Raw genomic sequence first — 23243 nt, 5'->3', positions numbered from 1 at the left:
GAGCCGATCAAAAATCGCCGACGGCGACGCGGATGGCGTCGAGCTCGCTGTCGGTCAGCTTGTTCTTGTGATGCCAGTCGGCGTTGGATTCTGCGGCCGGCAGACCCTTGCCCTTGACGGTATGGCAGATGATCGCGGTGGGTTTGCCTGGAACGGCCGGGACCTGCTTCAGGACGGTGCGCAACGCGCCGACGTCGTGGCCGTTGATCTCCTGCACGGCGAAGCCGAAGCTGCGCCACTTGTCCGCGAGGGGTTCGAGCGGCAGGACGTAATCCGTCGGTCCGTAGCTCTGGAGCTTGTTGTAGTCGATCATCGCGACGAGATTGTCGAGGCCGTGCTTGGCCGCACCCATGGCGGCTTCCCACACCGATCCCTCGTTGATCTCGCCGTCGCCGAGCAGCACGAAGGTCCGGTAGCTGCGCTCGCGCATGCGCGCGGCGAGCGCGAGGCCGACACCGATCGACAGGCCATGGCCGAGCGCGCCGGTCGAGGCCTCGACGCCCGGCACCATGCCGTATTCGGGATGCCCGCCCAGAATGCTGTCGGGCCCGCAAAAGCCTACCAGCTCCGCAAGCGGGAAGAAGCCGCGATCGGCCAAGAGCGCATAGAGCGCCAGACAACCGTGTCCCTTGCTGAGGATGGCACGGTCGCGATCGGGATCGCGCGGATTGTTCGGATCGATCCGCAGCACGTCGTCGTAGAGCACGCGGACCATCTCGATCAGCGACAGGGCAGGTCCGACATGGCCGCGTCCCGCGGAACGCACAGAACCGAGCACCAGGCGGCGCAAATAAAGGCTGCGCTCGTCCAGCGTGCAGGTGAGAGCGGCTTCAGCGTGGGGTGAGATCTGGATCACGTTGGCAAATCGTTTGGTGGAGCCGGCGGGCTTTTTCGAGCTGGCCGGCAAGGCGGACCGTCAGATCGCCACCTTGCGCAGCCAGGGCGCGCCGGGAGCGGCTTTCCGGCAAATAGGCATTCAGGACAATCAGGCACCAAATCGCCCCGAACACAGGATACAGTACGTCACGGCGGATCGCAAACGCGTCATCCCCAGCTTCGAACGCGCGCGAGAGCCGTTCGATCAGTCGGTTGGCACCGGCCGCGGGTAGATTGCTGCCGGGATGGATCGCGGTGTCGGACACGAGCTTGACCGGATCGTCCCAGCCGAAATATTCGAAGTCGATGAATCGCAGCCTGCCATCGCCGGCGCGCAACGCGTTGTGCAATCCGAAATCCGATGGGCTCAATGCGCGATGGGCGGGCGCGAGGTCCGCTGCGGGATCAAGGCCAAGTTCCGCATAGCGTCGACGCAGCTGCCGGATTGCGATGGCAGTGCTGGGAACCAGGCTGCCGTCCATAAACGCGCGCAGATCCGGATGATCATCCGAGGCCCGCCTCAACGCGTCCAGGCGTTGCTCGTACTGGGCGATGGCTGCCTCGGGCGAAAAGACGCTTGCTGACGCGTTCCGCAAAGTCTCAGCACCTTCAGCGTTGCGCAGCCTTTGCAGCTCGATCAGGAAATCGGCCAGCTGGTCGGCATCCTCATGCCGGGGATGCAGGACCGCGGCGTCACCATCGAACCATTGATACAGTGCGCAGAATGCTGCCGGATCTTTCGCGATGGGGCGCGGCGTCGACGTGATGCCGTGGCGCGACAGAAACGAGAGCGCGTCATATTCCTGTCCCAGGCGATCGCGCCCGTCGGATGGATAGTGCTTGAGGGCGAGGGGCGGTCCTTCCGCCATTTCCAGCCGAAACACCCGGTTGTTGCCGCCGGACCGCGCCGGTTGGGCGGCCGCGACCGCTGCACTGGCCAGGCGGCTGCCGATTGCCATCGCATCCTGCGCGCTCAGCTCGGGCTCGCTCATGCCGCGAACACTCCGCGGTGGATATCGGCCCAGGTCGCGATCGGCTCGCAATGCTTGGGATGGGGAGGCCGCGACTGCGTGAACAGGATCGATCGCGTAGTTTTTGGAAAATGCGGCTGCTCGAAGACATCGACGAGATCGTCAATGAAGATATCGAGCTGCAGGCTCGCGAGCCGCTCGACCTTGGCCGCCAGCGTATCCTCGAAATAAATGTCGCTCACGGCCAGCGTCGCATCGGCTGCGCCGATGAGACCCGCACCCCTCAGCCAGCCGCGCGCGGCCTCGCGCAAGTCGACGCGGTCAGGATCCTGATGGCCGAACTGCGTCTTGTGGCTGACGATGTAGACGCTCGCGCCGGCGTTGCGGCACGCAGCGAGGAACTCGCGAACGCCAGGATAAATCTCGGCGCCGCCAATTCCCTTGCCGTAGACGAAGCCTTGCAGCGCTTGCCAGTCGAGCTCGCCGCCGGCGCGGGATCGCAGATAGTCTCGTACGTCGGTCTTTAGCCCGTCCCAGCTCTCCGGCACCAGTCCACGCTCGCGCGCGACGGCGGCGAAGACCTTGTCGTAGCAGATGATCGTATTGTCGAAATCGATGCCGATCCGCACGCCGCTCACTTCAGGCTGATGTTCTGCATCATCTTGATGTTGAAATACCGGGGATCGTTGAGCGAGTTCGGCAGACGGCCGGCCTTGAAGGCATCGACGAGGCCGGACACGGCCTGTTCGATGGTGTGCGTCGGCGCAAATCCGAGCTCGCGGCGGATCTTCTCCGAGGAGACGTGATAGGACCGGAGATCGTCGGTCGGCTCGACCGCCACGTCGACATTGTTTCCGACCACCGATTTGACGATGTCGGCGATCTTCATCAGCGAGTGGTTTTCGTAGCCGATGTTGTAGGTCTTGCCGTCGATCTTCGCGTCATCCTGCTGCAGCAGGAACAGGTAGGCCGCGGACATGTCCTCGATGTGCAGGTTGGGCCGCTTCTGCGTTCCGCCGAACACGCGGATGCGGCCGGTGTTGACCGCGAGGTTGGTCAGGATGTTGACGACGACGTCGAGCCGCTGCCGCGGAGCATAGCCGCAGACCGTGGCGGGACGAACCGTGCAGGTGACGAAGCCCGACGCGGCCTCATCGGCAAGATCGGTCTCGCACATCGCCTTGAATTTCGAGTAGTCCGTGAGCGGCTCACAGGACAATTCCTCGGTCACCTCGGCCTCATCCTTGATGCCATAGACGCTGGAGGACGATGCGTAGATGAAGCGCTTGATGCCGGCTTTCTTCGCGGCGCGCACCATCGGACGGAAGCAATCGTAGTTGATGGATTTGCCGAGTGCCGGATCCAATTCGAACGAAGGGTCGTTGGAGATGCAGGCGAGGTGGATCACAGCGTTGTTGCCGCGCAGGGCCTCGTTGACCGCGGCCTCATCGCGAATGTCGCCCTTGATCAGGCGCAGGTTCGGATTGTCGCGAACGGCGTTGAAGACGTCCTCGCCATACATGAACAGATCGAGCACGGTGACGTTGTGGCCCGCCGCCAGCAGCTGAGGAACCAGCACGCTGCCGACATAGCCGGCGCCACCGGTGACCATCACATTCCATTTCTGACCAATCACTGTCGCTCTCCGGAATTTTTCTTTTGCGCTATTTCAACAATGCGGTGACGAATTTGACCAGCGGGGCCTTTTCGACCGAGTTGCGGTGACCGACAATGCCGACCTTGATCGCGCCCGCCGCATTGCCGATGAAGGCGACGTCCTCGATGTTGCCGCCGGCCGCCACCAGCGGCGCCGTAATCGTCAGGAAGGCATCGCCGGCGCCGACTGTGTCGACGACGGTCTTGGTGAAAGCGGGCACGCGCGCGACGCCGGTCTTCGACGAAAAGGGGTAGCAGCCGAAGGAGCCGTGCGTGATGATCATGTTGTCGCAATCGACCTTGCGGTGCAGGCCGTCCTCGATCACCGAAGCGATGTCGTTGAACTTGTCGGTGGCGGCCAGCCGGGCTTCCGGCGCGTCGATGCAGATGTAGTCGGCTCGCGGATACTTCGTGATCAGGTTGTAGCCGTGGTTGCCGCTGTTGCTCTGGGCGTTGACCGCCAGGAACTTGGAATTCTTGATCAACGTGTCGATCGTGCTGGATGCGATCATGCCGTGACCGAAATCGGTGACGATGACCACGTCCGCGCCGCGCACGCGCTCCGCCGTGACGCGGTCGATCTCCTTGCGCGCGGTCTCGTCGAGCGGCGTGTCGTCCATCGTGTAGACTTCGAACAGCTTGTGCAGGTAGCCCATCTCGACGTACCGCAATTTGCGGGTCGTCGGACGGCCCTGAACGCGGATCGGCGTGAGCGTGACATTCGGGCGGACATGCGCGCGAATGAACTCTTCAGGGTAGTCGTTGCCACCGAGCGTGGTGACGATCTCGACCGATTTGCAGAAGCTTGCGACGTGATTGGCCGCCGCGATGACGCCGCCGGCAAATTGCTCGCCGTTCTTGAGCAGGGTGGCGACGATGTTCTCCTTGGAGGCCTTTCCGAGCGCCGTGACGTACTGGTATTCGTCGATGATGGTATCGCCGACCAGCACGACGTGCATGTCCTGGATCTTGTCGATCAGCTTCAGGAGGCGCTCGGCGCCGCCGCCTTCGCGCACCTTCTGAAGGTAGTCGCGCAGAGGGGGGTCGTAGATGTCGAAGTAGCGGTTCAGCAGCGACGAGGAGCTGAAGGTCACGTCGCGCGTGAAGACGATGCGGCCGCCATGGCGCTCGACGGCCTCTCGCTCAGTGGCGATCTTGCCGGTGACGTCATCTTCAGGGTTTTCGTAGTCCGAGCCCTTCACATAGATGTCGGGGCGTACGGTATCGAGGACCGGCTCGGCGCTGGAGGTCCGGTTGATGCCAACCCAGTCGACCGTGCCGAGCGCGGCCAGCATCTCGGCGCGCATGTTTTCGGGAAAGATCGGCCGCCCCGGACCCTTGTTGACGAAACGGTCCGCGGTGATGGTCACGATGACCACATCGGCCTCGTTGCGCGCCGCCAGGATGTGCCGGACGTGGCCGAGGTGCACCAGATCGAACACGCCGTGGCAGAGCGCGACGGTCAGCCCCTTTGCCTGCGCGGCGCGCGCAATCTCGCCCAGCTCCTCGATCGTCTTGATCTTCTCGTGCGGTGCAGGATGGCCGGTCGGCTTGTCTGTCGCAGCATTATCCATGTGAAGTACCCAAAGCGACGGTAGGTCTCAGATGGCCGGCCCGGAAATGATCGGCTGGCGGCAAATGTCGGGACTGAACGAACCTGCTCAACGGCTTGCCTTCTGCGGCGTGGCGTTGTCGTCACCGAGATATTTGAACCAATCCTTGGTTGCATCGGCGATCTTGTCCACCGTCCACAGCGGAGCGTCCTTGTACTGGTCCATCGATTTCAACATCGTCGCGACGCCGTCCTCGAACTTCACCTTCGGCGTCCATTTCAGGATACGCTTGATCTTGCTGATGTCGGCGTAGGTGCAGTCGGGCTCGCCGGGGCGCTTGGGAATGTGGACCTTGTCGCCGCCGAGCAGCTCGACCAGCCGGTTGACGCTGTAGGTGTTGTCCGAGCCGACGTTGAATATCTCGTGCGAGACATCGGAGCGCGCAGCGGTCACGAAGGCATCGGCGACATCGCTGACGAAGGTGAAGTCGCGGGTCTGCTCGCCATCGCCGACCACCGTGAAGGGCTTGCCTGCGAGCTTCTGCGCCATGAACACGCCGAACACGGCACCGTAGGTGCCGGTGGTGCGATGGCGCGGTCCGAACACGTTGAACAGGCGCAGCGCCACGGCAGGCAGCTTGTAGACCTGGCACCAATGCATGACGCACTGCTCGCCGAGATTCTTGGTGAGCGCGTAGGGATACATCGGCCGGATCTCGGCGCTCTCCGGCGTCGGATAGACGTCGGGAATGCCGTAGCAGGACGAGGACGCCGCATAGACGAAGCGGCTCGCTCCCGCGTGCCGCGCGGCTTCGAGAACGTTGACCGTGCCGTCGACATTGGCGCGATGATAGGGGATCGGCGACTCGATCGAGGGAACGATGTCGGCCAGCGCGGCGAGATGGAAGACCCAATCCACGCCGTGGAAATACGGTTTGATCGCGTCGAGGTCGGTGACGTCCGCCCGCACAACCTTCAACCGATCCGAACCGGCATGCGCGGCCAGATTTTCGGCGCGTCCGATCACGAAATTGTCGAGCGCTGTGACTTCGTGACCGTCAACGAGCAGGCGATCGACGAGGTGACTTCCAATGAAACCGGCGCCGCCAGTAACGATGCATTTCATGGGGAACATCCGTGACGCGAATGCCCAGCGAAACAGGCCCGCCAATGTTGAGTGAAACCCGAAAGCCGACTACCAGCCGCTCGCAAACTTTGCAAGTATTATACCTTTGCAATCCTCGGTAATAGCCGGTATCACCCGATCATGTTGCAATCGAGCCGCCAGCCCATGCCTGCCGAGACCGTCGATCCAGATCACAAGGCCTTCCTCGACGATTACGTCGGGCGCCTGCATCGCGCGACGGCCGTCGATGACGGTATTTTTGCCAGGATCTCCGCCACACGCGCGTCCTGGTTGCGCGCGCGCGAGCATGGCGGTCGCGTCATCTTCATCGGCAATGGCGGCTCGGCCGGCATCGCCTCGCATCTGGCGATCGATCTGGCGAAGAATGCATCGGTGCCTGCACTCTGCTTCAGCGATGCGAGCATGATGTCGTGCCTTGCCAACGATTACGGGTTCGAGGACTGGATCGCACATGCCGTGCGGCTCAATGCCCGTACCGGCGATTGCCTCGTCGCGATCAGCTCGTCGGGGCGCTCGAAGAACATCCTCAACGCGGTTACGCAGGCGCGCGCGATGAAGCTCGACGTGATCACGCTGTCGGGCATGAATGCGGACAATCCGCTGCGCAATCTCGGTGACGTCAATTTCTGGGTCGACAGCCGCAGCTACAACATCGTCGAGACCACGCACCAGTTCTGGATGATGGCCGCGATCGACCTCGTCATCGGTCGTGCGGAATATCCGGCGTCCTGAGGCGGGCATCTGATGCAGTCGCGATTCAAGCATGCGGCCCTGTTTTCGGTGAAGCTGCTGCTCTCGATTGCCGTGCTGGTCTACATCGCGCGTGGTCTCGACCTGCGCCAGTTGCGCAATCATCTTGTCTCGGTCGATCCCGTCCTGTTCGGCGCCGCGCTTGCGCTGATCTTCTTTCAGACCTTCGTGCTCAACGGACGGTGGGAGCTGATCATGCGCGCGCTCGGCGTGTCGCTCGACTGGCGCGCGGGCTGGCGGATCCTCATGATCAGCCTCTGGTTCAATCAGGTGTTGCCCTCATCGGTCGGCGGAGACGCGGTGCGGATGTGGCTGCTGCGCCAGCGTGGCGTGCAGTGGCCGCAGGCGGTCAAGGGCGTTGCGGCAGACCGCTTCACCGCGTTGATCGGGCTGGTCGTGCTGATGGCGGCCGGATTGCCGTTTCTGCTGTCCCGCGTGTCCAATCAGGCCGCGATCCTGGCCATTGGCGGACTGACGCTGGCGGGCGTCGCCGGCACCGTGATCCTGTTGACGCTCGGTCGTCTGCCGAAACGCCTCATCGCGCTTCCCGCGATCGCAAGCTTCGTCCGGTTCGGAACGCTGGTCAGGTTTCTTCTCCTGCAGTCCGAGAGCCGCGCGCTGCTTTTCGGATCGGCGCTCCTCATCCATCTCGTGACCGCTGCGGCTTGCTACGCCTTGGCGCGCGGTGTCGGAGCGCAGCTTTCGATCCTGGACGCGGGCATCCTGATTCCGCCGGTTGTGCTGTTGACGGCCGTTCCGATCTCAATCAGCGGCTGGGGCGTGCGTGAGGGGGCGATGGTCGCCTGCCTCGGCCTGGCGGGTGTGCCGTCCGAGGAGGCGCTGTCAGTGTCGCTCCTGCTGGGGGCCATCAGCGTGATCATCGGGCTCGTCGGCGGTGTCATCTGGCTCGCCAGTCCGGAGCGTGGCTCGTATTCGGCGGACAAAGCGGCCCAGGCGGCGCAGGAAGCTCCCAGCTACGAACTGGGTAAGGAAGCCTCGAGCCACCCATGACCCGCTTGAGCCCATTGCCGATCTGGTCTTCACAGGGTGGGATTATCTCACTCGCTCGCGCATCTCATTTTTCGGTCCCACGATGAAAAACCTGTTCTACGTCCGCCATACCTGCCGCCTGTGTCATTCGGACAAGCAAGAGCTGGTCGTCCCGATGGCAGGCATGCCCATTGGCACGCCGAACTTCCAGGTGCCGAACGCCAGCGTCGACGATCCCGTCTTCCGGGCTGCGGTACCGATGGCGCTGCATCTGTGCAGGGACTGCGGCCATCTCCAGATTCTCCATGTCGGCAATCCGGAGATCCAGTACCGCAACTACGTCTATACAACCTCGCTCTCGCTCGGCCTGCGGGAGCATTTCGCAGGCTATGCCAACGACGTCGTCAGCCGCTTCGGCATCGCGCCGGGTTCGCTGGTCGTCGAGCTCGGCAGCAACGACGGATCGCTGCTCGGCTTCTTCAAGGAGCGCGGCATGCGTGTGCTGGGTGTCGATCCTGCAGTCGACATCGCGCGGCGCGCGACGGAAGCGGGAATCGAGACTATCGGCGATTTCTTCACCGATGCGATCGGGCACCGCATCCTGCAGAGCCATGGTGCGGCGAGCGTCGTGATCGCCAACAACATGATCGCCAATGTCGACAATCTCGATCCGCTGGTGATCGGGGTTCGCGACGTGCTTGCGCCGGACGGATTGTTCGTGTTCGAAACGCAATACGGCGTCGATGTCACCGAGAAGAACCTGCTCGACACCGTCTATCACGAGCATCTGTCCTATTTTAACATCAAGCCGCTGACGCGCTTCTTCGCCCGGCTTGGCATGGAAGTGATCGACGTCCAGCACATCTGGACCAAGGGCGGCTCGATCCGCGTGACGGTCCAGCGCGCCGGCGGTGCGAAGAAGCCGTCCGCGGAGGTCGCGCGCTTCATCGCGGAGGAGGACCGGCTCGGTGTCGATCAGCCGGCCTATTATGCGCCCTATGTGAAGAGGATCGCTGCCATCCGCGACGAGCTGGTCGCGATGGCGGATGCCGCCCATGCGCGTGGTCAGCTGGTCGCCGGCTACGGCGTCTCGGTCGGCACCACGACCCTGCTTCCGCAGTTCGGCCTGGAGAACAAGATCGACTTCCTGGTGGACGACGACCCAAAAAAGGGGAACGTGATGGCCGGCCCGGGTTACGACATTCCGATTCTGCCTCCGGCCGCCCTTTACGAGCGCAAGCCCGCCTTCGTCGTGGTCTTCGCCTGGCGCTATGTCGACCCGATCCGGGCAAAGCACGCTCGCTATTTCGCCGAAGGTGGAAAGTTCGTGGTGCCGCTGCCTGGCATTTCCATGGTGGATCGGGCCGACTGACTGTGCCGGGCTGCCGATGGTCTCCCCGGCGCCTTGCGGGCGGTGGATAACCCCTTGATCCACATGGTCTCTGCACGGCCGTCCGGGGGAAGGCGGCTTGCCCGCACGAACTCTCTATATCTTGACCTTTGGCCCCATCCGCAGTAGATACCCCGCACTCGCAGCCGGCCCGTTAGACGCGGATCTCCGGCGCGGCTTTGAAATCCCCGAACAATCGAGCCCGGTTTCCGGCTCATCCTTCGAGACAGAGGGCTGGGCCAACGTCGGCTGTTCGGATCCCTGAAATTCATTCGCGTCTGTCGACGGACGCTGGACCCTAGACGATGGCAGTCAGCCCGTTCAAGTTCTTGCAGGAAGTGCGCTCGGAGACTGCCAAGGTCACTTGGCCGACCCGCCGCGAGACGACGATCACCACCATCATGGTGTTCGTCATGGTCGCGCTGGCCTCGATCTTCTTCTTCGCCGCCGACCAGATCATCCGCTACCTCATCACCTTCGTCCTGGGCATTCACTGATGGCAACAGCAACCGCTCAAGTGTCCGACAAGCGCTGGTACATCGTCCACGCCTATTCGAACTTCGAGAAGAAGGTCGCCGAATCGATCCGCGAGCAGGCCAAGCAGCGTGGGCTCGAGGATTTGTTCGAGCTGGTGCTGGTTCCGACCGAGAAGGTCACGGAAGTGCGCCGCGGCCGCAAGATCGACGCCGAGCGCAAGTTCTTCCCGGGTTACGTGCTGGTGAAGATGAAGTTGACCGACGAGGCGTTCCATCTGATCAAGAACACGCCGAAGGTCACCGGCTTCCTCGGCGCGGAAAACAAGCCGATGCCGATCTCGGAAGCCGAGGCCATGCGCATCCTGCACCAGGTGCAGGAAGGCGTGGAACGGCCGAAGGCGTCGGTGTCGTTCGAGATCGGCGAGAACGTGCGCGTGGCCGACGGCCCGTTCGCCTCGTTCTCGGGTGTGGTCGAGGAAATCGATGAGGCGCGCTCGCGCGTGAAGGTCGCGGTGTCGATCTTCGGCCGCGCGACGCCGGTCGAGCTGGAATTCGGTCAGGTCGAGAAGGTCTGACCGGGTAACGCGTGAGGCCGAAAGGCTTCGCGCAAAGAGAGGCCGTGGGAGGGAGAGGGCGGTTGCCAGCCGCATCCGACCCAGACCACGAACCTGAAACCGCCGGCAATCGCCGGCACAACAGGAGTGATACATGGCAAAGAAAGTGACCGGATACCTGAAGCTTCAGGTCCCGGCCGGTGCGGCGAATCCTTCGCCCCCGATCGGTCCCGCGCTCGGTCAGCGCGGTCTCAACATCATGGAGTTCTGCAAGGCGTTCAACGCCCAGACCCAGAAGGAAGAGAAGAACACCCCGATCCCGGTGATCATCACCATCTATGCGGACCGTTCCTTCACCTTCGAGATGAAGACGCCGCCGATGTCCTACTTCCTCAAGCAGGCGGCCAAGATCCAGTCCGGCTCGAAGGCGCCGGGCCGTGACAAGGCCGGCAAGGTGACCAAGGCGCAGGTGCGCGAGATCGCCGAGAAGAAGATGAAGGACTTGAATTGCGACACCATCGAATCGGCCATGAAGATGGTCGAGGGCTCCGCCCGTTCGATGGGTCTGGAAGTTGCGGGGTAAGCGGCCATGGCAATCGGAAAGCGTTTGAACAAAGCCCGCGAAGGCATTGACCGCGAAAAGCTTTACCCGCTCGCGGACGCCATCAAGATGGTCAAGGAGCGCGCGAAAGCGAAGTTCGACGAGACCATCGAGGTCGCCATCAATCTCGGCGTCGATCCGCGTCACGCCGACCAGATGGTCCGCGGCGTCGTGACCCTGCCGAACGGCACCGGCCGTACGCTCCGCGTCGGCGTGTTCGCCCGCGGCGCCAAGGCCGATGAGGCCAAGGCTGCGGGTGCCGACGTCGTCGGCGCCGAGGACCTGGTCGAGAAGGTGCAGAACGGCACGATCGATTTCGACCGCTGCATCGCCACCCCCGACATGATGCCGCTGGTCGGCCGCCTCGGTAAGGTGCTCGGCCCGCGCGGCCTGATGCCGAACCCGAAGATCGGCACCGTGACCATGGACGTCACAGGTGCGGTGAAGGGTGCCAAGGGCGGCTCGGTCGAGTTCCGGGTCGAGAAGGCCGGCATTCTGCAGGCCGGTGTCGGCAAGGCCTCGTTCTCCGAGGAGAAGCTGGTCGAGAACATCAAGGCTCTCGCGGACGCCGTCTCCAAGGCGAAGCCGGCCGGTTCCAAGGGCACCTACATCCAGCGCGTTGCGGTGTCCTCGACGATGGGCCCCGGCGTGAAGGTCGAGCCGGGGACCATTCTCGGCTGAAGTTTGAAAATTGCATGAGGCGGGGGGCGGAATTGGGCGACCGATTCCGCCCCTCGTCGTTTGTGGTGGCGTTGACTGGAAACAAGAACAATGGCTGACAAGGTCCTGATCTACTCGCGCTTTCCCAAGTCGATGATGGTGCGTTTCGCCGAGCGGTTCGAACTGCTCGACACCGGCGGCAAGCCGGCGCGGGAGGTGTTTCCGGCCGACGTGCTCGGCGGCATCCGTGCGCTGCTGACCGCGGGCGGCTCGCCGCTGGGGGCAGAGGCGATGGACCTGTTTCCAAAGCTCGGCGTCATCGTCTGCTACGGCACCGGCTATGACGGCGTCGACCTGAAGGCCGCCGCCGCCCGCAATATCGCGGTCGGCCACAGTCCGGGCGCAAATGCGGCTTCCGTCGCTGACATTGCGATGACCCTGATGCTGGCGACGACGCGGCGGATTTTGGTGGCCGACCAGTATGTCCGCAGCGGCGACTGGGCGGCCTCGAAACAATCGCCGATGATGCGTCCCCAGGCCGGCATGCCCGGCCGCCGCATCGGCGTCTATGGCATGGGCGAGATCGGACGCAAGATCGCCGCGCGCTGCGTCGCTTTCGAGAGCGAGGTCGGCTACTACAGTCGCACCAAATACGATCTGCCCTATCAATATTTCCCGTCGCTGGAGGCGCTGGCCGACTGGTGCAGCGTGCTGATGATCGCGGTGCGGGCAGGGGCCGAGACCCAACATGTCGTCAACGCCGATATCCTCAGGCGAATCGGCGCGGACGGCTACGTCGTCAACATCTCCCGCGGCTCCGTCGTCGACGAGAAGGCCCTGGTCGCGGCGCTCACCGACAAGACCATCGCGGGGGCCGGCCTCGACGTCTTCGAGAAGGAACCGCACGCGCCCGACGCGCTGACCGCGCTCCCGAACGTCGTGTTCGCCCCCATATCGGCGGCCACACCCTGGACTCGCACGTTGCCATGCAGAATTGTGTGCTGGCGAACCTGGCGGCGTTTTTCGAGGGCAAGCCGCTGCCTTACGCCGTCAAATCGGCCTGAATCGGTCCCTGTTGGGCCATCCCAAGCCCTGTCGGCAATAGCTTGGAACTGGTGTGAATTTTGCTCTTGGCAAGCAGGCCCGGAGCGGTTAAAGAACCGCCTCCGGACGTGCCGGCCTCGGCTGGCGCGTCCGTGCACGCATTCCGAAAACCCGACACGGCAGGAGATCATTCCTTTTCAGGACGTCCGCAAGGATTTGCCGGAAAAGGAAGGAAAACCCGTCGGTTGGCTGGGGTGCGGGCAGAGGTCGGACGGTTCGCCGGCTGACCTTGTCCTGTCCAAGACTGCAGGCGCCCGCGGGAAATTTCGATTTCTCAACGGCTTAATCGCATGGCCTGCATAGACGGGTGAAGACCGGATTTCACTTCGCACCCAGCTTTAAGGGCTGGCTTCGCGAAAAGGGTCTGGTTCGGACCTCGACACGCCGTGGGCCTCTAACGGGCTCCCGGAGGGCAGGCTTTGAATTGTCGTCTTGCCCGGCGTGTCTGATGGGTTTTTGACCCGGAGGTTCAGGTTTGGGCGGGACGATGGGTGCAACCCGGCGGTCCCGCTTCTCGCGATGACCGCCAACCGGAGAGAGCTTGCTGTGGAACGAGCGGCAAAAAAAGAAGCGGTCGAACAGCTCAATGAGGTCTTCAAGACCACGAGCGTCGCGGTCGTTGCTCAATATTCCGGCCTCACCGTCGCCCAGATGCAGAAGCTGCGCCAGCAGATGAAGCAGGCGGGCGCTGCGGTGAAGGTCTCGAAGAACCGTCTCGCCAAAATTGCTCTTGAAGGCACTGACGTCGTTGCCATCGGTCCCATGCTGAAGGGACCGACCGTGATCGCCACTTCGAACGATCCGGTAGCGGCGCCGAAGGTCGCCATCGAATTCGCCAAGGCGAACGAAAGGTTCGTCATCGTCGGCGGATCGATGGGGAAGACCGTCCTGAATGTCGACGGCGTGAAGGCGCTTGCCTCGCTGCCGTCGCTTGACGAACTGCGCGGCAAGATCGTCGGCCTCATCGTGGCCCCGGCGACCAAGCTGGCCCAGCTCGCCAACGCTCCCGCGGGCAAGCTCGCGCGCGTCATCCAGGCTCATGCCTCAAAGGGCGAAGCGGCCTGACGCCCTTCGCAAAACTCAAACCCGAACCAGACTTACACTCAAGGAAACTGAACAATGGCTGACTTGCAGAAGATCGTTGACGACCTCTCGAGCCTCACCGTGCTCGAAGCTGCTGAACTCGCGAAGCTCCTCGAAGAGAAGTGGGGCGTTTCGGCTGCCGCGGCTGTCGCCGTGGCCGGCCCGGCGGGTGCTGGCGGCGGCGCTGCCGCTCCGGCGGAAGAGAAGACCGAGTTCACGGTCGTTCTCGCCAGCGCCGGCGACAAGAAGATCGAGGTCATCAAGGAAGTCCGCGCCATCACCGGTCTCGGCCTGAAGGAAGCAAAGGACCTCGTCGAGGGTGCTCCGAAGCCGCTGAAGGAAGGCGTGAACAAGGAAGAAGCCGACAAGATCAAGGCCCAGCTCGAGAAGGCTGGCGCGAAGGTCGAGCTGAAGTAACGCAAGTTACTTCAGCGAAATCCCGGGCTCGCGAAGCGAGGCCCGGGATCTCGTCCGAAGATCGTGGATGGCCGGGTCAAGCCCGGCCATGACGACCTGAAAGACAGGGGCCGAATGCAAAAGGCATGCGACGGAACGACCCTACGCAGGCCGAACACGAAAAAGTGTGGGGATTTGAGGGTTTGACCCTCGAATCTGCACTATTGTCGCCCCATATCGGGTCGGCAGCACGAAAGCGCGGTGGGCAGGGATGCCGGATTTCCCTGTAAGCCGTTGGGAGAGCAGGCTATTTCGGGCTTTTGCAGTCCGTGAAGACGATCGTTGTGACGGGCGGGCGCGCATCTGCGCCCCGCGCGTCGTTTTGCGTTTTGAAGGTCTGAAGAACGGATTCAGGACATTCGCACCTGAAGCTGCGTCTCTGGCCCCCAAGACGGGTTCGAAAATTCAACCCGGAAAGCGGTGGCAGCCGCGTTCCGGACGGCGCGCCCAGAGCGGGCGACGAAAATGAGAGGCCACGATGGCGCAGCAGACATTCACCGGTCGCAAACGCGTTCGCAAGTTCTTCGGACACATCAAGGAAGTCGCCGAGATGCCGAACCTCATCGAGGTTCAGAAGGCGTCCTATGACCAGTTCCTGATGGTCGACGAACCCCCGGGCGGCCGTCTCGACGAGGGTCTGCAGGCGGTGTTCCGCTCGGTGTTTCCGATCTCCGACTTCTCGGGCACCTCGATGCTGGAATTCGTCCGCTACGAGTTCGAGCAGCCGAAATACGACGTCGACGAGTGCCGCCAGCGCGGCATGACCTTCGCCGCACCCCTCAAGGTGACGCTGCGCCTCATCGTGTTCGATATCGACGAGGAAACCGGCGCCAAGTCGGTGAAGGACATCAAGGAGCAGGACGTCTACATGGGCGACATCCCGCTCATGACGATGAACGGCACCTTCATCGTCAATGGCACCGAGCGCGTCATCGTCTCGCAGATGCACCGGTCGCCCGGCGTGTTCTTCGATCACGACAAGGGCAAGACCCATTCCTCGGGCAAGCTGCTGTTCGCAGCGCGCGTCATCCCGTATCGCGGCTCCTGGCTCGACATCGAGTTCGACGCCAAGGACATCGTCTATGCGCGTATCGACCGTCGCCGCAAGATTCCGGTGACGTCGCTGATGTTCGCGCTCGGCCTCGACGGCGAAGCGATCCTGTCCACGTTCTACAAGAAGATCCTCTACAAGCGGACCAAGGAAGGCTGGCGCGTTCCGTTCGACGCCAACCGTTTCCGCGGCTACTCGACCGTCAACGACCTGATCGATGCCGACACCGGCAAGGTCGTGCTCGAGGCCGGCAAGAAGCTCACCGTCCGCGCCGCCCGCCAGCTCCAGGAGAAGGGGCTGAAGGCGCTGCGCATGGCGGACGAGGAGCTGGTCGGCAACTACGTCGCCGAGGACCTCGTCAATCCGAAGACCGGCGAGATCCACGCCGAAGCCGGCGAGGAGATCACCGACAAGCTGATGAAGGCTCTCAACGAGCAGGGCTACAAGGAGCTGCCGCTGCTCGACATCGACCACGTCAATGTCGGTCCCTACATTCGCAACACGCTCGCGGCCGACAAGAACATGACGCGTGAGGACGCGCTGTTCGACATCTACCGCGTCATGCGTCCGGGCGAGCCGCCGACGCTGGAATCGGCCCAGGCCATGTTCCAGTCGCTGTTCTTCGACGCCGAGCGCTACGACCTCTCCGCGGTCGGCCGCGTCAAGATGAACATGCGCCTCGACCTCGATGCGCCGGACACCCAGCGCACGCTGCGCAAGGAGGACATCCTCTCCGTCATCAAGACGCTGGTGGATCTGCGCGACGGCAAGGGCGAGATCGACGACATCGACCATCTCGGCAACCGCCGTGTGCGTTCGGTCGGCGAGCTCATGGAGAACCAGTACCGCATCGGCCTGCTGCGCATGGAGCGCGCGATCAAGGAGCGCATGTCCTCGGTCGACATCGACACGGTCATGCCGCAGGACCTGATCAACGCGAAGCCTGCGGCTGCCGCCGTGCGCGAGTTCTTCGGCTCCTCGCAGCTCTCGCAGTTCATGGACCAGACCAACCCGCTCAGCGAGATCACCCACAAGCGCCGTCTCTCGGCGCTTGGACCGGGCGGTCTGACCCGCGAGCGCGCCGGCTTCGAGGTGCGCGACGTGCATCCGACGCATTACGGCCGCATCTGCCCGATTGAGACGCCGGAAGGTCCGAACATCGGCCTGATCAACTCGCTCGCGACCTTCGCGCGCGTGAACAAGTACGGCTTCGTCGAGACGCCGTATCGGAAGGTCAAGGATGGTCGTGTCACCGACGAGGTCGTGTACCTGTCGGCGATGGAGGAAGGGCGCTATTCCGTGGCCCAGGCCAACGTGCCGGTCGACGCCAAGGGCCGCTTCACCGAAGACCTCGTGGTCTGCCGCTCGAGCGGGACGCGCGACGTCGTGCCGATGACGCCCGACAAGGTCGACTACATGGACGTGTCGCCGAAGCAGCTCGTTTCGGTCGCCGCGGCGCTGATCCCGTTCCTCGAGAACGACGACGCCAACCGCGCGCTGATGGGCTCGAACATGCAGCGCCAGGCGGTGCCGCTGGTCCGCGCCGAGGCGCCGTTCGTCGGCACCGGCATGGAGGGCGTCGTTGCCCGTGACTCCGGCGCCGCGATCGCGGCGCGCCGCTCGGGCGTGATCGACCAGATCGACGCCACCCGCGTCGTCATCCGCGCCACGGAAGATCTCGATCCGACCAAGTCGGGCGTCGATATCTACCGTCTGATGAAGTACCAGCGCTCAAACCAGTCGACCTGCATCAACCAGCGTCCGCTGGTGAAGGTCGGCGACATCGTCAAGAAGGGCGACATCATCGCCGACGGTCCGTCGACCGATCTCGGCGAGCTCGCGCTCGGCCGGAACGTGCTGGTCGCGTTCATGCCGTGGAACGGCTACAACTTCGAAGACTCGATCCTGCTCTCCGAGCGGATCGTGAAGGAAGACGTCTTCACCTCGATCCACATCGAGGAGTTCGAGGTGATGGCCCGCGACACCAAGCTCGGACCTGAGGAAATCACCCGCGACATTCCGAACGTCTCGGAAGAAGCGCTGAAGAACCTCGACGAAGCCGGTATCGTCTACATCGGTGCGGAAGTGCGCGCCGGTGACATCCTCGTCGGCAAGATCACGCCGAAGGGCGAAAGCCCGATGACGCCGGAAGAGAAGCTCCTGCGCGCCATCTTCGGCGAGAAGGCCTCCGACGTCCGCGACACCTCGCTGCGCGTTCCTCCGGGCGTGCAGGGCACGATCGTGGAAGTGCGCGTGTTCAACCGTCACGGCGTCGACAAGGACGAGCGTGCGCTGGCGATCGAGCGGGAAGAGATCGAGCGCCTCGCCAAGGACCGCGACGACGAGCAGGCGATCCTGGACCGCAACGTCTACAACCGTCTTGCCGAGCTGCTCGAGGGGCGGCAGGGCATTGCGGGTCCGAAGGGCTTCAAGAAGGACACCAAGATCACCCGTGCGGTGCTCGAGGAGTACCCGAAGTCGCAGTGGTGGCTGTTCGCTTCGCCCAACGACAAGCTGATGGCCGAGATCGAGGCCATGCGAAAGCAGTACGACGAGTCGAAGAAGGGGCTGGAACAGCGCTTCCTCGACAAGGTCGAGAAGCTTCAGCGCGGCGACGAATTGCCGCCCGGCGTGATGAAGATGGTCAAGGTCTTCGTCGCGGTGAAGCGCAAGATCCAGCCCGGCGACAAGATGGCCGGCCGCCACGGCAACAAGGGCGTGGTGTCGAAGATCGTGCCGATCGAGGACATGCCGTTCCTCGAAGACGGCACGCATGCCGACATCGTGCTCAATCCGCTCGGCGTGCCCTCGCGCATGAACGTCGGACAGATCCTCGAGACCCATCTCGGCTGGGCCTGCGCCGGTCTCGGCAAGCGTATCGGCCAGACGGTCGATGCCTATTTGTCGAAGCAGGACATCAAGCCGCTGAAGGAAACCTTGAAGAGAGTCTACGGCGAGGACGAGACGATCAAGTCGCTCAACGACAACGAGCTGCTCGAACTCGGCCATAACCTCAGCCGCGGCGTGCCGATCGCGACGCCGGTGTTCGACGGTGCCAAGGAAGCCGATATCGAGGAGATGCTGAAGCTTGCCGGTCTCGATGCTTCGGGGCAGTCGACCGTCTATGACGGCCGCACCGGCGATCCGTTCGATCGCAAGGTGACGGTGGGCTACATCTACATGCTCAAGCTGCACCATCTCGTCGACGACAAGATCCATGCGCGTTCGATCGGTCCGTACTCGCTCGTCACCCAGCAGCCGCTGGGCGGCAAGGCGCAGTTCGGCGGTCAGCGCTTCGGCGAAATGGAGGTGTGGGCGCTCGAGGCTTACGGCGCGGCGTACACGCTCCAGGAGATGCTGACGGTGAAGTCGGACGACGTCGCCGGCCGCACCAAGGTGTACGAGGCGATCGTGCGCGGCGACGACACGTTCGAGGCCGGTATTCCGGAATCGTTCAACGTGCTGGTCAAGGAAATGCGCTCGCTCGGCCTCAACGTCGACCTGCACAACTCCAAGATGGGACCGGCGCCGACGTCGGAAGCGGCCGAGTAATTCGACCTGTCATGCCCGGCCTTCACGGCCGGGCATTGGCGCCCCTCCCGAGGCCTTGAGGGCAGGGCGCCCCGCTTGAGTGATTTTCGAATTTGCGGCCGGAGGCGACCGGCACGCGAGGAGAAGACGATGAACCAAGAAGTTATGAATCTCTTCAACCCGACGACGCCGGCTCAGGTCTTCGACCAGATCCGGATCTCGATCGCGTCCCCCGAGAAGATTCTGTCCTGGTCCTACGGCGAGATCAAAAAGCCCGAGACCATCAACTACCGGACCTTCAAGCCCGAGCGCGACGGTCTGTTCTGCGCCCGCATCTTCGGGCCGATCAAGGATTACGAGTGCTTGTGCGGCAAGTACAAGCGCATGAAGTACAAGGGCATCATCTGCGAGAAGTGCTCGGTCGAGGTCACGCTGTCGCGCGTCCGGCGCGAGCGCATGGGCCATATCGAGCTCGCAGCCCCCGTCGCCCACATCTGGTTCCTGAAGTCGCTGCCCTCGCGCATCGGCCTCCTGCTCGACATGACGCTGAAGGATCTCGAGCGGATCCTCTACTTCGAATACTACGTCGTGCTCGAGCCGGGCCTCACCGCGCTGAAGGACCGCCAGCTCCTGTCGGAAGACGAGTATCTGAAGGCGCAGGACGAGTACGGCCAGGATTCCTTCACCGCCATGATCGGTGCCGAGGCGATCCGCGAGCTGCTCAAGGGCATGGACCTCGAGAAGCTCGAAGCCTCGCTGCGTGCCGAGATGCAGGAGACCGACTCCGACATCAAGCACAAGAAGCTCGCCAAGCGCCTGAAGATCGTGGAAGCGTTCCGCCACTCCGGCAACAAGCCGGAATGGATGATCATGACCGTGGTCCCGGTGATCCCGCCGGACCTGCGTCCGCTGGTGCCGCTCGACGGCGGCCGCTTCGCGACGTCGGACCTGAACGACCTCTACCGCCGCGTCATCAACCGCAACAACCGCCTGAAGCGGCTGATGGAGCTGCGCGCGCCCGACATCATCATCCGCAACGAGAAGCGCATGCTTCAGGAGGCGGTCGATGCGCTGTTCGACAACGGCCGGCGCGGCCGCGTCATCACCGGTGCCAACAAGCGCCCGCTGAAGTCGCTCGCCGACATGCTCAAGGGCAAGCAGGGCCGCTTCCGCCAGAACCTGCTCGGCAAGCGCGTCGACTATTCGGGCCGTTCGGTGATCGTGGTTGGTCCCGAGCTGCGCCTGCATCAGTGCGGCCTGCCGAAGAAGATGGCGCTCGAGTTGTTCAAGCCGTTCATCTATTCGCGGCTCGACGCCAAGGGCCTGTCCACCACCGTGAAGCAGGCCAAGAAGCTGGTCGAGAAGGAGCGACCCGAGGTCTGGGACATCCTGGACGAGGTGATCCGCGAGCATCCGGTGCTGCTCAACCGCGCGCCGACGCTGCATCGCCTCGGCATCCAGGCGTTCGAGCCCGTGCTGATCGAGGGCAAGGCGATCCAGCTTCACCCGCTGGTCTGCTCCGCGTTCAACGCCGACTTCGACGGCGACCAGATGGCCGTGCACGTCCCGCTGTCGCTCGAGGCGCAGCTGGAAGCGCGCGTCCTGATGATGTCGACCAACAACATCCTGCATCCGGCGAACGGCCAGCCGATCATCGTGCCGTCGCAGGACATCGTGCTCGGTCTGTACTACGTCTCGATCATGCGCGAAGGCCTGCCCGGCGAAGGCAAGGTGTTCGGCGACATGGCCGAGCTCGAGCACGCGCTGCATGCGAAGGTCATCCACCTCCACACCAAGATCAAGTACCGGTGGGAAGGCATGGATGAGACCGGCAAGGTCTCCAAGCGCTGGATCGAGACCACCGCCGGCCGCGTCATGCTCGGCAACCTGCTGCCGAAGAATCCGCGGATCTCGTACGAGATCATCAACAAGCTGATGACGAAGCGCGAGATCTCGGGCGTCATCGACCAGGTCTACCGCCACTGCGGCCAGAAGGAGACGGTGATCTTCTGCGACCGCATCATGGCGCTCGGCTTCTACAATGCGTTCAAGGCCGGCATTTCGTTCGGCAAGGACGACATGGTCGTGCCGCACGGCAAGTGGAAGATCGTCGACACCACTCGTACGCTGGCGAAGGATTTCGAGCAGCAGTACAACGACGGTCTGATCACCCACGGCGAGAAGTACAACAAGGTCGTCGATGCCTGGTCGAAGGCCACGGAAGAAATCGCCAAGGCGATGATGAAGGAGATCTCCGCCACCAAGAAGACGGCGAGCGGAGCCGACGCCGACATCAATTCGATCTACATGATGGCTCACTCCGGTGCCCGCGGTTCGCCGGCCCAGATGCGCCAGCTCGCCGGCATGCGCGGCCTGATGGCCAAGCCGTCGGGCGAGATCATCGAGACGCCGATCATCTCGAACTTCAAGGAAGGCCTCTCGGTGCTCGAGTACTTCAACTCGACCCACGGCGCCCGCAAGGGCCTCGCGGACACCGCGTTGAAGACCGCGAACTCCGGCTACCTGACCCGTCGTCTCGTCGACGTGGCGCAGGACTGCATCATCACGCAGAGTGACTGCGGCACCAAGCTCGGCATCAAGATGCGCGCCATCGTCGACGCCGGCACCGTGGTCGCCTCGCTCGGCTCGCGCATCCTCGGACGCACGGCCTGCGAAGACGTGCGTGACGGCTCGGGTAAGGTGATCGTCAAGCGCGACACGCTGATGGAAGAAAGCCACGTGGATGCCATCCATCAGGCCGGCATCCAGGAGGTGAAGATCCGCTCGGCGCTGACCTGCGAACTCGTCAACGGCATCTGCGGCAAGTGCTACGGCCGCGACCTCGCCCGCGGCACGCCGGTCAATCACGGCGAAGCGGTCGGCGTCATCGCGGCGCAGTCGATCGGCGAGCCGGGCACCCAGCTCACCATGCGCACCTTCCATATCGGCGGTGCGGCGCAGCTCAACGAGCAGTCTTTCGTCGAAGCCAACTTCGACGGCAAGATCGTGATCAGGAACAAGTCCATCGCCCGCAACAGCGAAGGTCACCTGATCGCGATGGTGCGCAACATGGTCGTTGCGATCGTCGATGCCGACGGCACCGAGCGTGCGACGCACCGTATCCAGTACGGTTCGCGCCTGCACGTCGACGAGGGCGACATGGTCAAGCGCGGCCAGCGTATCGTGGAGTGGGATCCCTACACCCGTCCGCTGCTCACCGAAGTCGAGGGAACCATCGGCTTCGAGGATCTGGTCGAGGGTCAGTCGATCTCGGAAACGCTCGACGAAGCCACGGGTATCGCCAAGCGCGTGGTCATCGACTGGCGCTCGACGCGCGGCGGCTCGGACCTGCGTCCGGCCATCGTGGTCAAGGGCAAGGACGGCAAGGTGCTCAAGCTCGCCCGTGGCGGCGATGCCCGCTACATGCTGTCGGTCGACGCCATTCTCTCGGTCGATATCGGAGCCAAGGTCCAGCCGGGCGATATCCTCGCCCGTGTCTCGACCGAAAGCGCCAAGACGCGTGACATCACCGGCGGTCTGCCGCGGGTGGCGGAACTGTTCGAGGCTCGGCGCCCGAAGGATGCGGCGATCATCGCCGAAATCGCGGGCACCATCCGGTTCGGGCGCGACTACAAGAACAAGCGTCGCATCTCGATCGAGCCGATGGACAAGACCGACGAGCCGCGCGAGTACCTGATCCCGAAGGGCAAGCACATCCACCTTCAGGACGGCGACGTCGTCGAAAAGGGCGACTTCATCGTGGAAGGCAACCCGGCGCCGCACGACATCCTTGCGGTGAAGGGCATCGAGGAACTCGCGGCCTATCTGGTCAACGAGATCCAGGAGGTCTACCGGCTGCAGGGCGTGCTCATCAACGACAAGCACATCGAGGTGATTGTCCGTCAGATGCTCCAGAAGGTGGAAATCACCGATCAGGGCGATACGGACATGATCTCCGGCGAGCAGGTCGACAAGATCGAGTTCGACGCGCTGAACGCGAAGGCCAAGGAAGAGGGCAAGAAGCCCGCCACGGGAACGCCGGTCCTGCTCGGCATCACCAAGGCGAGCCTCCAGACCCGGTCCTTCTTCTCGGCGGCATCGTTCCAGGAGACCACCCGCGTCCTCACAGAGGCGGCGGTCAACGGCAAGATCGATCCGCTCGAAGGCCTCAAGGAGAACGTCATCGTCGGCCGGCTGATCCCGGCGGGTACCGGCGCCTCCATGGCCAAGATCCGCGAAGTCGCCATGAAGCGCGACAAGCTGATCCTGGATGAGCGCGAGAAGCAGGCGGCCGTCGTGTCGCCCGCGCCGGAAGCGGAGCCGATGGCGCTGCCGCCTGCGGAATGATGATTCATCCGTAGGAATACTGGGGACAATGAAAAGGCCGGCTTTTGC

17 protein-coding genes and 1 pseudogene are annotated in these 23243 nt (G+C 63.4%); 12 read left to right on the top strand and 6 right to left on the bottom strand.

Annotation, left to right across the window (positions count from 1 at the left end; genetic code table 11):
• Positions 1-7: 7 nt before the first annotated feature.
• From P6U28_RS18185 to P6U28_RS18160, 6 genes are all read right to left on the bottom strand, one after another.
• Complete coding sequence (locus tag P6U28_RS18185; RefSeq protein ID WP_407122885.1) at positions 8-856, bottom strand: transketolase; 849 nt, start codon at positions 854-856, stop codon at positions 8-10.
• Positions 831-1868 carry a phosphotransferase gene (locus tag P6U28_RS18180; RefSeq protein WP_407122884.1) on the bottom strand — a complete coding sequence of 346 codons (1038 nt, stop codon included), beginning with the start codon at positions 1866-1868 and terminating at the stop codon, positions 831-833. Before P6U28_RS18180 ends, P6U28_RS18185 begins: the two co-directional genes overlap by 26 nt.
• Positions 1865-2485 carry a hypothetical protein gene (locus tag P6U28_RS18175; RefSeq protein ID WP_407122883.1) on the bottom strand — a complete coding sequence of 207 codons (621 nt, stop codon included), beginning with the start codon at positions 2483-2485 and terminating at the stop codon, positions 1865-1867. Before P6U28_RS18175 ends, P6U28_RS18180 begins: the two co-directional genes overlap by 4 nt.
• Positions 2482-3483: an NAD-dependent epimerase/dehydratase family protein gene (locus P6U28_RS18170; protein WP_407122882.1), complete on the bottom strand. Its 1002-nt coding sequence runs from the start codon at positions 3481-3483 to the stop codon at positions 2482-2484. Before P6U28_RS18170 ends, P6U28_RS18175 begins: the two co-directional genes overlap by 4 nt.
• A gap of 28 nt (positions 3484-3511) precedes the next feature.
• Positions 3512-5077 (bottom strand): PfkB family carbohydrate kinase, encoded by a 1566-nt coding sequence (locus P6U28_RS18165; RefSeq protein ID WP_407122880.1) that lies wholly within the window; start codon positions 5075-5077, stop codon positions 3512-3514.
• Positions 5078-5164: 87 nt separating this feature from the next.
• The gene (locus P6U28_RS18160; RefSeq protein WP_407122879.1) at positions 5165-6181 is read right to left on the bottom strand and encodes an SDR family oxidoreductase; all 1017 of its coding nucleotides are present in this window, start codon (positions 6179-6181) and stop codon (positions 5165-5167) included.
• A gap of 165 nt (positions 6182-6346) precedes the next feature.
• Here P6U28_RS18160 and P6U28_RS18155 point away from each other — a divergent pair, with 165 nt between their 5' ends.
• From P6U28_RS18155 to rpoC, 12 genes and pseudogenes are all read left to right on the top strand, one after another.
• Entirely contained in the window at positions 6347-6934 is a 588-nt protein-coding gene (locus P6U28_RS18155; RefSeq protein WP_407122878.1) for an SIS domain-containing protein, read from the top strand.
• Between the two features lie 12 nt (positions 6935-6946).
• Positions 6947-7963, top strand: a complete 1017-nt coding sequence (locus P6U28_RS18150) for a lysylphosphatidylglycerol synthase transmembrane domain-containing protein (protein ID WP_407122877.1) — start codon at positions 6947-6949, stop codon at positions 7961-7963.
• 82 nt (positions 7964-8045) lie between these two features.
• Entirely contained in the window at positions 8046-9314 is a 1269-nt protein-coding gene (locus P6U28_RS18145; RefSeq protein WP_407122875.1) for a methyltransferase domain-containing protein, read from the top strand.
• A 323-nt stretch (positions 9315-9637) separates the two neighbouring features.
• The gene (gene secE, locus P6U28_RS18140; protein WP_122402687.1) at positions 9638-9829 is read left to right on the top strand and encodes a preprotein translocase subunit SecE; all 192 of its coding nucleotides are present in this window, start codon (positions 9638-9640) and stop codon (positions 9827-9829) included.
• On the top strand, positions 9829-10383 hold the full coding sequence (gene nusG / locus P6U28_RS18135) for a transcription termination/antitermination protein NusG (protein WP_028146088.1): 555 nt from the start codon (positions 9829-9831) through the stop codon (positions 10381-10383). Before secE ends, nusG begins: the two co-directional genes overlap by 1 nt.
• Positions 10384-10516: 133 nt before the next feature.
• The gene (gene rplK, locus P6U28_RS18130) at positions 10517-10945 is read left to right on the top strand and encodes a 50S ribosomal protein L11 (RefSeq protein WP_011088164.1); all 429 of its coding nucleotides are present in this window, start codon (positions 10517-10519) and stop codon (positions 10943-10945) included.
• A gap of 6 nt (positions 10946-10951) precedes the next feature.
• The gene (gene rplA / locus P6U28_RS18125; RefSeq protein ID WP_025037003.1) at positions 10952-11644 is read left to right on the top strand and encodes a 50S ribosomal protein L1; all 693 of its coding nucleotides are present in this window, start codon (positions 10952-10954) and stop codon (positions 11642-11644) included.
• Between the two features lie 90 nt (positions 11645-11734).
• Positions 11735-12687 (top strand): annotated as a pseudogene (locus P6U28_RS18120) (2-hydroxyacid dehydrogenase).
• 586 nt (positions 12688-13273) lie between these two features.
• On the top strand, positions 13274-13792 hold the full coding sequence (gene rplJ / locus P6U28_RS18115; protein WP_407122874.1) for a 50S ribosomal protein L10: 519 nt from the start codon (positions 13274-13276) through the stop codon (positions 13790-13792).
• A gap of 54 nt (positions 13793-13846) precedes the next feature.
• Positions 13847-14227: a 50S ribosomal protein L7/L12 gene (gene rplL / locus P6U28_RS18110; RefSeq protein ID WP_122402689.1), complete on the top strand. Its 381-nt coding sequence runs from the start codon at positions 13847-13849 to the stop codon at positions 14225-14227.
• 517 nt (positions 14228-14744) lie between these two features.
• Positions 14745-18869, top strand: a complete 4125-nt coding sequence (gene rpoB, locus P6U28_RS18105) for a DNA-directed RNA polymerase subunit beta (protein ID WP_122402690.1) — start codon at positions 14745-14747, stop codon at positions 18867-18869.
• Between the two features lie 129 nt (positions 18870-18998).
• Positions 18999-23195: a DNA-directed RNA polymerase subunit beta' gene (gene rpoC, locus P6U28_RS18100; protein WP_122402691.1), complete on the top strand. Its 4197-nt coding sequence runs from the start codon at positions 18999-19001 to the stop codon at positions 23193-23195.
• Positions 23196-23243 lie beyond the last annotated feature (48 nt).

It is taken from the genome of Bradyrhizobium sp. STM 3561 (assembly GCF_045571455.1).
GTDB classification, from domain to species: Bacteria; Pseudomonadota; Alphaproteobacteria; order Rhizobiales; family Xanthobacteraceae; genus Bradyrhizobium; species Bradyrhizobium vignae.
Note: the sequence above shows the minus strand (reverse complement) of the source record. Positions and strands in the feature narration are given on the sequence as shown.